The following is an 11286-nucleotide window of genomic DNA, read 5'->3' as shown; positions in this document are numbered from 1 at the left end:
GCATGTGTCCTTGCTTTTTCTGCATTAACAGCATGCGGATCCGAAGACGGTAATGCCGATTCATCTTTACAGTTGTCTGCTGAGCCTATTACATCCAATGATGCAGCTACAGAGAGCACTTCAGAGGAGACAACAGAAGAGGTATCTTACGAGATTCCCGAAGGAATGTATTTAAGTGAGATAACAGGTGAGCCTATCAGTGAAGAGATCAAGGATCAGCGTCCTATCGCTGTAATGGTCGACAATGAGAAGATGGCTCTTCCTCACTACGAATTATCCAATGCTGACGTTGTTTATGAGATCATGAACAGTACAAAGAACGATCGTGTAACAAGATTTATGGCTATCGTTAAGGACTGGGGAAAGATCGAGCAGCTTGGTAGTATCAGAAGTACACGTCCTACCAACATTATACTTGCATCAGAGTGGGATGCGGTGCTCTGCCACGACGGAGGACCTCCGGTTCACAACGATCCTTACTTTAAGAATCCTTGGGCTGAGCATTTCTCAGGTACTTTCTCGCGTGTAAACAACGGTAAGAAGAGAGAGTTCACAGAGTATATTGTATCGGGCGATCTTGAGAAGAATTTCAAAAACTCAGGTTATTCGACAACTTACAACGAGTATGCCAACGAAGGAAGTCACTTCAACTTTGCTCCTTACGGCAAAGAGATCAATCTTGATGAGAAGTATTCAAGATCATATCCCGCCAAGAGCGTATCACTTCCTTTCAAGCACACCGGATCTCAGCTTAAGTACAACGATGAGACCAAGGAATACGAGCAGTATGAGTATGGCAAGCGCCATGAGGATGCCGAGACAGATGCACCTCTTTCATTCAAGAACGTAATCCTTCAGAACTGCTCATTCAACGAGCTTGATAAGAACGGATACCTTATCTACAACTGCATCGGAAGAGGTAACGGATGGTACCTTACAAACGGTGTTGCCAAGGATATCTCATGGGTCAAGGACAGCATGACAGGTGTTACCAAGTTCTATGATGAGAACGGCGATGAGCTTGAAATCAACACAGGTAAGACTTACATCAGCCTTATCCCCGAAGATAGTTGGAGCAACGTTGCCTTTGAATAATCGGGTTAAATAAACTTATAATTGAAAAAATAAGGAGATTAAATAAAATGCTATTAAGAAAAAAGGGAAAGAGAACGGCTATTGTCATAGCATGTGTCCTTGCTTTTTCTGCATTAACAGCATGCGGATCCGAAGACGGTAATGCCGATTCATCTTTACAGTTGTCTGCTGAGCCTATTACATCCAATGATGCAGCTACAGAGAGCACTTCAGAGGAGACAACAGAAGAGGTATCTTACGAGATTCCCGAAGGAATGTATTTAAGTGAGATAACAGGTGAGCCTATCAGTGAAGAGATCAAGGATCAGCGTCCTATCGCTGTAATGGTCGACAATGAGAAGATGGCTCTTGCTCATTACGAATTATCCAATGCTGACGTTGTTTATGAGATCATGAATAGTACCAAGAACGATCGTATAACAAGATTTATGGCTATCGTTAAGGACTGGGGCAAGATCGAGCAGTTTGGTAGTATCAGAAGTACACGTCCCACCAACATTATACTTGCATCAGAGTGGGATGCGGTGCTCTGCCACGACGGAGGACCTCCGGTTCACAACGATCCTTACTTTAAGAATCCTTGGGCTGAGCATTTCTCAGGTACTTTCTCACGTGTAAACAACGGTAAGAAGAGAGAGTTCACAGAGTATATTGTATCGGGCGATCTTGAGAAGAATTTCAAAAACTCAGGTTATTCGACAACTTACAACGAGTATGCCAACGAGGGAAGTCACTTCAACTTTGCTCCTTACGGCAAAGAGATCAATCTTGATGAGAAGTATTCAAGATCATATCCCGCCAAGAGCGTATCACTTCCTTTCAAGCACACGGGAACTCAGCTTAAGTACAACGATGAGACCAAGGAATACGAGCAGTATGAGTATGGCGCACGCCATGAGGATGCCGAGACAGATGCACCTCTTTCATTCAAGAACGTAATCCTTCAGAACTGCTCATTCAACGAGCTTGATAAGAACGGATATCTTATCTACAACTGCATCGGAAGAGGTAACGGATGGTACCTTACAAACGGTGTTGCCAAGGATATCACATGGGTTAAGGACAGCATGACAGGTGTTACAAAGTTCTTTGATGAGAACGGCGATGAGCTTCAGATTAACACAGGTAAGACTTACATCAGCCTTATCCCCGAAGATACTTGGGGCAATGTTGTCTTTGAATAATTGAATTTAATAAACTTATATATGTATAATAAAAGGTGTCCGACACGGGCACCTTTTGTTTATTATTATTGGGAAAAGATCTTTAGTACACGGAGGAGAATATATGAAAGCTATCGTTGCGGTTGACAGCAATTGGGCAATAGGAAATAAGGGACAGCTCCTTGTGAGCATTCCTGCGGATCAGAAGGATAACTTCAGACGCAGAACTTCAGGTAATACAATCGTTTACGGAAGAAAAACTCTTGAGACATTTCCTCAGAAGATAGTTCTTCCTAACAGAAGAAATATCATTCTTTCGACAAGAAAAGATTATACGGTTAAGAATGCTGAAGTGGCGCATAACAGAGATGAGCTTATGGAGCTTGTTAAGAACGAGAATTCGGATGATGTTTATATCATCGGCGGAGAGACAGTATACAAGCAGTTCATCGATGATTGCGATACTGCTATCGTTACCTTTATCGATAAGGCATACGAGGCTGATGCATATTTCCCCAACCTTGATAAGGACCCTAACTGGGAACTCGTTGAGGAAAGTGATGAGCAGGTATACTTTGACATCACATATACTTACAGGATTTATAAGAAGAAATAAATGAGGCAAATGTTTATGGGAAAGAGAGCACTGGTACTTATAAATAAATCAGCGGGAACGGGAAAGGCCGGAAACAATACCTTTGCGATAGCAACAGGTCTTGCTCAGCGTGGCTATGAACCTATCGTTTATCCCATTATTCCGGGATCCGGACTTGATTCTGAGTCGATAATAGGAAAATACGACGGACTTGTTGAATCAATTGTTTGCAGTGGCGGAGACGGCACGCTTAATCATGTTGTCGGCGCAGTAATGGATATGAAGAACAAACCTGTTATTTCATATATTCCCGCAGGAAGTACCAATGATTTCGCCAAGGGTCTGGGAATTCCGAGTGTTCACGCTGCAGCGCTTGATGTGGCTTTGGACGGATATCCTTTTTCGTACGACGTCGGCAAGATGAATAACAGATATTTTAACTACGTTGCGGCTTTTGGTGCTTTTTCCAAGGTTAGCTATGCTACCGATCAGGATCTAAAAAACATCATCGGGTATGCGGCGTATGTTATCAGCGCGATCTCTGAACTTCCGCAGAGTCTTGGCTACAATTCTCATATGAAGATAGATATAGACGGCGAAATTATAGAGGATGACTATGTCTTTGGTGCGGTATGTAATTCCGGCTCCATCGGAGGCATGAATATATTCGGAAAGACAGACGTTAAGCTTGATGACGGCGAGATGGAGCTTTTACTTATCCATGCACCCAAGAATATAGTTGAGTTTAATGAGATCCTAGGAGCTCTTGCGACCAATATTGATAGCAGTAATCTGATAACGATCAAGCAGGTTAAAAAAGTAAAGTTTATGTCCGAGACAGAGTGCGAATGGACGGTTGACGGAGAATTCGGAGGAGCTGCCAAGGAGACGGATATTAGCGTTATAAATAAGGCTGTGACCATAAAGGTTAAGCATAAGAGATAAGAACGGTTAAACAATGGCTTTTTTATACGAGAAAAAGAAAAGTAAAAAAGACGGTCATGAATATATTGAGATAACGGGCTATGAAGGAAACGGAGAGAAGCTTGTTATACCCAAAACAATAGAGGGGCTTTCTGTCGAGGCGATAGGAAACCACTCTTTTTCGGGAAGGGAAGATATAGTAAGTGTTGAGATTCCCGAGAGCGTTAAGACGTTATACGGGTTTGCTTTTCATAATTGCAAGAATCTAGAGAAGATAAGTATCTTCGACAGTCTTGACGATTATTACGACGGAGTGTGCAGACAGTGCGACAAGCTTAAGATAATCGATATTACCGTGAACTCGGGCTGGTATGAGGTTATCAGGAACTTTCTTGCGGACAGCGACAGAACGCTTGAATTTAGGATACATATAAAGACGGATGAAGGTTATGATGAGGCGAGACTTACGTTTCCTGAGTTTGTCTATGATTTTAATGAGAACACTATGGCACGCACGATACAGTTTTCTATCGCGGGTTCGGGCTATGCATACAGAGAGTGTGTGGACAGAAGGAGCATTGATTACAGAGAATACGACAGGCTTTTTGATAAGGCGGTCATCGACGGAAATGCGCTGTCGGAGAGTATTGCGATGGGAAGACTTCTTTTTCCCAAGGAGCTTCTTGAGGGCTACAGAGCCGTTTATGAGAAGTATGTAAGAAAGAACGGCGCAGGTATTCTTTGTCGCCTGATAGATGACGTTAATGAAGATGAAAGCTTGGAGCTTATGAAGGCTCTTTTGACATACAGATGCGCGGATGCGCAGAAAGTCCTTGAAGATGCCGATATCGACAAGGCTATAGAATATGCTGCGGGAAAGGAGAAGACTCTTTTTTCTGCGGCACTTATGGATGCAGGCGCAGGGACTGCGGGAACGGCGACGGAGTTTGTTTTATGATGGCAGAGGGAAGTAAGAAAAAGAGAGAGCTTAGCGAGATGGGCTGCAGGGTCTTGGATGCGTCGAGAACCGAGCTCTATATTGCCATGAGATTTATGAGCGCGGCGCTTTCGAGTCTTTCTTACGAGATGGATCTTTCGACGACGAGTGTCGGAACGGACGCGGTCAGCATAAGATTCAATCCGTCATATTTATTTAAGCTGTTTACCGAGGAGCCTGCGAGGCTTAACAGGACTTATATGCACATGCTTATGCATTGCATTTTCAGGCATATGTACACATCGGGAAAATACGAGGACGAGCGGCTTTATGATCTGTGCGCGGATATAGTCGTCGAGTCGATCCTTGATGACATGGACTATAAGTGCATTTACAGGATCTCATCCGATTATCGGGACAGCTGGTATGAGAGGCTTTCGCGGGATGTGAAGGTTCTTACGGTGGAGAAGCTTTATCGGTATTTTTCCGAGGAGCATCCTTTTGAAGATTACGACGAATTCGAGAAGCTGGAAAAAGAGTTTTGGGCGGATGATCACGGCTTTTGGAAGAGACTTCCCAAGGATGATCCGAATGCTGATGAAGACGAAAAGAAAAATGACAACGTGCATTTCATTTCGCCGAATCGCATGAAGCTTATCGAAGACAAGGAAAAAGACTGGGAGAAGGAAAGTAAGCGCCTTCAGACCGAGATAGAAACTGTCGGCAAAAAAGCTAGTGACAGGATCGGAAAGCTTTCTTATATTTTGAAATATGAGAATACGGGAAGGACGGACTACCGCGATTTTCTGGATGACTTTATGGTTATCAGAGAAGAGACGATCATAGATCCCGATTCTTTTGACTACGGAATGTATACGTTTGGAATCGAGATGTATGGAAACATGCCTCTTATCGAAGAGAACGAGCATCGCGAAGTTAAAAAGATTCAGGAGCTTGTGATAGCGATCGATACTTCCGCATCCTGCGAGGACGGACTGGTTCAGCGATTCCTTAATGAGACTGCGTCGATTCTTTTGTCCGGAGAAAATTTCTTTAGGAAAATCAAGATACATGTGATCCAATGTGATGATGAGGTAAAAAGAGACGATGTGATTCTTTCCGTCGATGACATGAAAAAGTATTCGGACGGAGTGCATGTTGAGGGCGGTTACGGAACGGATTTTAGGCCTGTCTTTTCACATGTTGAGAAACTTATCGAGAAGGAAGAACTTACGAATCTTAAGGGTCTTATCTATTTTACGGACGGATACGGAGTTTATCCGAAGGAAGCAACTAGGTACGAGACGGCTTTTGTTTTTGCCAAAGACGAAGACTATAATGACAGCGAAGTGCCTGATTGGGCGCAGAAGCTGTATATATAAGGGGTAGCTATGAATATCAGAGAAGCAAAGGATGAAATAAAGAACGCGGTACGTGCGTACCTTGAAAAGGATGAAGCGGGACAGTATGAGATACCTGTTGAGAGGCAGCGTCCCGTGCTGCTTATGGGACCTCCCGGAATCGGTAAAACTGCGATCATGGAGCAGATAGCACACGAGCTTGGAATAGGGCTTGTTTCTTATACGATCACGCATCACACAAGGCAGAGCGCGATCGGACTTCCGATGATATCTGAAAAAGAGTACGGTGATAAAAAGTATTCCGTGACCGAATACACGATGAGTGAGATTGTGGGCTCGGTTTATGACAAGATTGAGAAGACCGGGATTAAGGAGGGAATTCTTTTTCTTGATGAGATAAACTGCGTTTCCGAGACACTTGCACCTACTATGCTTCAGTTTCTTCAGTACAAGACTTTCGGAAGTCACAAGGTTCCCGATGGTTTTATCATAGTTACTGCGGGCAATCCCGCAAGGTACAACAAATCAGTCAGGGAGTTTGATATCGTTACGCTCGACCGTGTGCGCAAGATCTCGATAGAAGAGGACTTCGATGCGTGGAAAGAGTACGCCTACAAAGAGGGTGTTCACGGCGCTATCATGGCATACCTTGAGATTAAGAAGGATAACTTCTACAGCATTAAGAGCGACGTCGACGGAAAGAGTTTTGTCACCGCAAGAGGCTGGGAGGATCTTTCACGCGTCATAAAGGTTCATGAAAAGCTTGGAATTCCCGTTGATAACAAGCTTACGGACCAGTACTTACAGGATAAAGAGATTGCTAGAGACTTTGCGGATTACTACGAGCTTTATCACAGATACAACGAGCTCTATAAGATTCCCGATATTCTTGAAGGCAAGTTCCCCGAAGATCTTGCGGCAATCAAGAACGGAGCATTTGATGAAAAGCTCAGTATCATAGGACTTCTCACAGATAAGCTTATGGATGAGTTCAGAGATTATTCCAAGAACGCCGCAGTGCAGAAGCTTGTGTATGAGGTGGTGAAGAAGTATGTGGACGGCGAAGTTGAGTATCTTAAACCTGCAATAGATGAACTCGAAGAAAAGACGTCGCGTGAGGCTGACGCAGGGCTTCTTAACAGAGAGGAAGAAAGCGAGAGAAGGCTTGCGGTGGCTGCACTTAGAGAATGTTTAAAGGAAGTTGAAACAGGCGATGTTACTACCGCAAAGAAGTGGTTCACTTCCCGTGAGGCCGACAGACAGGCAAGTATAAAGGCGACAGGAGATCATCTCACTAACAGCTTTGAATTTATGGAAAGAGCTTTCGGAAATCCCGAATCCCTTACCGGAAGTCAGGAGATGGTAATCTTCCTAACCGAACTTTCAAACGCTTATCACAGTTTGAAGTTTGTAAGAGAAACCGGTAACGAAGCATATTATAAATACAATAAGCTGCTTCTTTTAAATGACAGAAAGCAGGAATTAAATCGCGAGATTCTGGAATTTGCATCCGAGTGGAAATGAAGCTTTCGGTAACGCTTTGAACCTCCGATTACTGCTGCGATTATCGCCAAACATTGACGAATCGATACGATATGTTGTAATATGTTAAAAGATTTTAAACTTGTTTTAATAAAGCAAATCCAATGACGGAAGTCTAAAACAACGTATCGGAGGAAAGAGACAATGAAAGAAATCACAAGGAAACCTGTGATTACAGCAGAGAATATAATAAGAGTTCTTTCTGTAATTGTTACTATTATTTTCTTTTGCCCGACGTTTGCAATGTCATTTTCAGAGCAGAAGGTCGGTGTTTCGACAATGAATTTGGTAGGCGGTATTAAGTACAACGGAGAGGCTCTGGTAAAGCCTCAGTTCATACTGTTACTTTGCCTTTTATTACCTATCGCTATTTTTGTAGTTCTTTTTATCAGACAGATCACTGAGGAGAGAGTGACTCAGATTGTAGTTGCCTGCGCGGCGGCAGATCTGTTTTTTACAGTCATCAGTAGAGCTATAGCAAGTAATGCGGCAGCAAAGAATGATTTTGCTTTTAAATCAAAAGCTTGGTTTGTTTTTGATATTATTTTCTTGCTTATGATCATTACATTATCTGTTTTGGTGCTGCTTAGATTTGTTTATCTTGAGGATGACTTATTGGCGCGCTTTGCAGGTCCGGATGTCAAGGATACATTAACTCAGGTGGCATCATCTGTAGGAAAGCTTGCGGAGAATGTTTCCGGAAGCGTAGGAAAGAATAAGATTCCCAAAGAGGATATTATGGGATACTGCTTTAAGTGCGGAGCCCCTATTGTCTTTGAGGATGATATCTGTACATCTTGCGGATGGCCTGTTCCCGAAGATCTGATCGCCGAGGCGGAAGAGGAAAGAAGAGCCGCTGAGGAAGCGAGAAGGGCTGCAGAAGAAGCTGCCCGTAAGGAAGCGGAAGAAAGAGCGAGAAGAGAAGCCGAAGAGAAGGCCAGAAGAGAAGCCGAGGAAAGAGCAAGAAGAGAGGCTGAAGAAAAGGCAAGGAGAGAGGCCGAGGAAAAGAGACACGCCGAAGAGGAGAAGAGACGCGCTGAGGCAGAGAGAAGACGTGCCGAGGAAGAGGCTTGGCGTGAGGAAGAAGAGGAAAGACGCAGAAGAGCCGAAGCAAGACGAAGAGATGAAGCCGGAAGACGTCGCGTAGCACCTCCAAGACGTGGTGAAGAAGACGGTTATCTGGATGATGACTACGTAGATGAGCGTACGGATAAAGAGCTTGCTAAGCTTGCTTACGGACCCGGATCGGATTCAAAACGCGGATCCGGATCAAGAGCTAAGTCCAGAGTGGCATTTTGCACAAGGTGCGGAGAGAAGCTTCCCGGTGATGCTGTATTCTGTCCATACTGCGGCAAAAGATTATAATTGCTATTGTAATTACTTTCGCTATGGTGTATAAACATAGTTGAATAAAAATTTTATAGACGGGAGCTTGTATTACAGGCTGAGAGGAAGGTGTGACCTTCGACCGAGAACCTGATTTGGATAATGCCAACGTAGGGATGCCTTAAATATAGGAAACTAATGCGGAAGCTTACCGGACGGGAGCTTCCTTTTCTTTTGCCAAAAATCTGAAAGCTCCTTGATGCGGCTTACGTACCGGTGTGCATTTACAGGCCCGTCAAAAGGAGACTCTTATGAAGAATTCAAAAGTACTACTCAAAATGGTAACACTGGCAATGTTTGTAGCGCTCGGAGTTGTTATTTCTCCGATCCTCAGAGTTGAGGGAATGTGCCCGATGGCACATCTTATTAACATCACGTGCGCTGTATTTATGGGGCCTGTTTACGCGCTTACATGCGCGGTTCTCATCGGTATCATCAGAATGATGACAATGGGAATCCCTCCGCTTGCTCTCACGGGAGCTGTGTTTGGAGCAACGCTTTCCGGAATCCTATACAAGGTTTCCAAAGGAAAGATAATCGCAGCTGTTCTTGGTGAGATCATCGGAACGGGAATCATCGGCGCGATCGTTTCATATCCTGTTATGACATATCTTTGGGGTAAAGAAGGACTGACACTTTTCTTTTATGTTCCTTCTTTTATCATGGGAACACTCATCGGAGGCAGCATCGCGTACCTCCTTCTTAAAAGACTATCTGCGACCGGAATGCTCAGAAAAATTCAAGACTGCTTAAACGGCTCTGATGAAGTCAGAGACATCCACACTGAAAAAGAAAACAAAACTACTGAAGAGAAAGCAGTTTGATTATCAAAAGGTGACGAGATGAATTTAGATATCTGTAAAAAAATAAAAGAACGATCACCACTTATACACTGCATCACGAATCCGATTTCGATAATGCAGTGTGCGAATGCTGTGCTCCTTTTGGGCGCTCGCCCCATTATGGCGGAGCACCCGGATGAGGTTCGTGATATAACGGCGAGTGCGAAAGCTCTTTTACTCAACTTTGGAAACATAATGCGAGACAGGCTTGAAGCTATTAAGCTCTCGTACGACGAAGCTATGAAAAAAGAAATCCCGATCGTGATAGATGCGGTTGGAGCGGCGTGTTCGGAGCTTAGAAGAGCGACTGTAAATGAACTGCTCGGAAAAAGAAATCCAAAAGTGCCGTTGCTAATAAAGGGAAATTACTCGGAGATACGAGCTCTTTTGGATGAGACTTACAAGTCATCCGGAGTTGATGCAGATAAAAAACTTACATTTGAAGAGATACTTGATATGGCAAAAGAGCTTGCAAGGATGCACGGGGTTACAGTCCTTGCAAGCGGTGAAAAAGATATCGTGACGGACGGCGCTAAAACAGCTGTGATCGAGAACGGTACAAAAAAGCTGGGCAGCATTACAGGAACGGGATGTATGCTTGGAGCCGTGTGCGCAGCTTTCTTTTCAATACAAACAGATATTGATTCGATCGTATGGGCGACGGCCGGCTTTGGAATAAGCGGCGAAAACGCCAAGGGAGACATGTTCCTGATGCGTTTGTTTGACGCCATTGCGGAAATAGATGACGACATCATTGAAGAGAGGAAGAAGGTTACATGGGTTTAGACAGAAAACAGCTAAGGCTTTATCTTGTCACAAACAGCGACGGAAAGAGCGAAGAAGAGTTTCTAAAGGCTCTTGAAGAGGCAATCGAGGGTGGTGTTTCTTTTGTACAGATAAGAGAAAAGAGCAAGACAACAGCCGAGTACATAGACCTTGTGAACAAGGCACTTGAAATAACGAGAAAGAATAATGTTCCTCTTGTCGTAGATGACAGAGTCGATGTAGTTCTTGCAACGGGTGCCGACGGAGTGCATGTGGGAAGAGATGATATGCCGGTCGAGACGGCAAGAAAGATTCTTGGAAAAGACAAGATAGTAGGCGCAACGACAAAGACTGTAGAACAGGCGGTTGCGGCGTATAAAGCAGGTGCGGATTATCTGGGAGTCGGCGCAATCTATCCGACAACGACCAAGGTTAAGACCGTGCTTACTTCAACAGATACTCTTAATGATATATGCAATGCGGTTCCGATTCCTGCCAATGCGATCGGTGGACTTAACAAGGACAATCTCGGAGTTTTAAAAGGAATTCCGATCGCGGGAGTTTGCGTGGTCTCCGCGATCATGAAAGCAGATGATCCAAGGAAGGCCGCGGCAGAACTGGTTAAAGCGATAGAAGAACTGTGACAGATGAATATGATTCAGTAATAATTTACTGC

General features: G+C 44.0%; 11 protein-coding genes and 1 riboswitch. All 11 genes read left to right on the top strand.

Annotated features, from left to right (window positions below; genetic code table 11):
* The coding region (locus tag D6856_RS04725; RefSeq protein ID WP_147367804.1) for a DUF3048 domain-containing protein at positions 1 to 1095 on the top strand (1095 nt) is incomplete at its 5' end.
* 47 nt (positions 1096 to 1142) lie between these two features.
* Positions 1143 to 2279, top strand: coding sequence for a DUF3048 domain-containing protein (locus D6856_RS04720; RefSeq protein ID WP_120685938.1), 1137 nt, complete (start codon positions 1143 to 1145; stop codon positions 2277 to 2279).
* 103 nt (positions 2280 to 2382) lie between these two features.
* Complete coding sequence (locus D6856_RS04715; RefSeq protein WP_092248688.1) at positions 2383 to 2874, top strand: dihydrofolate reductase; 492 nt, start codon at positions 2383 to 2385, stop codon at positions 2872 to 2874.
* A 15-nt stretch (positions 2875 to 2889) separates the two neighbouring features.
* Positions 2890 to 3798: a diacylglycerol/lipid kinase family protein gene (locus D6856_RS04710; RefSeq protein WP_158588826.1), complete on the top strand. Its 909-nt coding sequence runs from the start codon at positions 2890 to 2892 to the stop codon at positions 3796 to 3798.
* A gap of 13 nt (positions 3799 to 3811) precedes the next feature.
* On the top strand, positions 3812 to 4735 hold the full coding sequence (locus tag D6856_RS04705) for a leucine-rich repeat protein (RefSeq protein ID WP_120685936.1): 924 nt from the start codon (positions 3812 to 3814) through the stop codon (positions 4733 to 4735).
* On the top strand, positions 4732 to 6096 hold the full coding sequence (locus D6856_RS04700) for a vWA domain-containing protein (RefSeq protein WP_120685935.1): 1365 nt from the start codon (positions 4732 to 4734) through the stop codon (positions 6094 to 6096). Before D6856_RS04705 ends, D6856_RS04700 begins: the two co-directional genes overlap by 4 nt.
* Positions 6097 to 6105: 9 nt before the next feature.
* A complete protein-coding gene (locus D6856_RS04695) occupies positions 6106 to 7599 on the top strand; it encodes an ATP-binding protein (RefSeq protein WP_120685934.1) in 1494 nt (497 codons plus the stop codon).
* Between the two features lie 162 nt (positions 7600 to 7761).
* The gene (locus D6856_RS04690; protein ID WP_120685933.1) at positions 7762 to 8982 is read left to right on the top strand and encodes a zinc ribbon domain-containing protein; all 1221 of its coding nucleotides are present in this window, start codon (positions 7762 to 7764) and stop codon (positions 8980 to 8982) included.
* Positions 8983 to 9034: 52 nt separating this feature from the next.
* A riboswitch (TPP riboswitch) is annotated at positions 9035 to 9137 on the top strand.
* Positions 9138 to 9254: 117 nt separating this feature from the next.
* Complete coding sequence (gene thiW / locus D6856_RS04685) at positions 9255 to 9827, top strand: energy coupling factor transporter S component ThiW (protein ID WP_120685932.1); 573 nt, start codon at positions 9255 to 9257, stop codon at positions 9825 to 9827.
* 18 nt (positions 9828 to 9845) lie between these two features.
* Complete coding sequence (thiM, locus tag D6856_RS04680) at positions 9846 to 10631, top strand: hydroxyethylthiazole kinase (protein WP_120685931.1); 786 nt, start codon at positions 9846 to 9848, stop codon at positions 10629 to 10631.
* Complete coding sequence (gene thiE / locus D6856_RS04675; protein ID WP_120685930.1) at positions 10622 to 11254, top strand: thiamine phosphate synthase; 633 nt, start codon at positions 10622 to 10624, stop codon at positions 11252 to 11254. The genes thiM and thiE overlap by 10 nt, the downstream gene beginning before the upstream one ends.
* Positions 11255 to 11286: the final 32 nt, after the last annotated feature.

Source organism: Butyrivibrio sp. XB500-5 (genome assembly GCF_003625505.1).
Lineage (GTDB): Bacteria > Bacillota > Clostridia > Lachnospirales > Lachnospiraceae > Butyrivibrio.
This window is presented reverse-complemented; position numbering and strand designations above follow the sequence as displayed.

Coding starts and splice junctions, on each gene's coding strand:
- D6856_RS04720 (WP_120685938.1), top strand. CDS start 1,143: ATGCTATTAAGAAAAAAGGGAAAGAGAACGGCTATTGTCATAGCATGT.
- D6856_RS04715 (WP_092248688.1), top strand. CDS start 2,383: ATGAAAGCTATCGTTGCGGTTGACAGCAATTGGGCAATAGGAAATAAG.
- D6856_RS04710 (WP_158588826.1), top strand. CDS start 2,890: ATGGGAAAGAGAGCACTGGTACTTATAAATAAATCAGCGGGAACGGGA.
- D6856_RS04705 (WP_120685936.1), top strand. CDS start 3,812: ATGGCTTTTTTATACGAGAAAAAGAAAAGTAAAAAAGACGGTCATGAA.
- D6856_RS04700 (WP_120685935.1), top strand. CDS start 4,732: ATGATGGCAGAGGGAAGTAAGAAAAAGAGAGAGCTTAGCGAGATGGGC.
- D6856_RS04695 (WP_120685934.1), top strand. CDS start 6,106: ATGAATATCAGAGAAGCAAAGGATGAAATAAAGAACGCGGTACGTGCG.
- D6856_RS04690 (WP_120685933.1), top strand. CDS start 7,762: ATGAAAGAAATCACAAGGAAACCTGTGATTACAGCAGAGAATATAATA.
- thiW (WP_120685932.1), top strand. CDS start 9,255: ATGAAGAATTCAAAAGTACTACTCAAAATGGTAACACTGGCAATGTTT.
- thiM (WP_120685931.1), top strand. CDS start 9,846: ATGAATTTAGATATCTGTAAAAAAATAAAAGAACGATCACCACTTATA.
- thiE (WP_120685930.1), top strand. CDS start 10,622: ATGGGTTTAGACAGAAAACAGCTAAGGCTTTATCTTGTCACAAACAGC.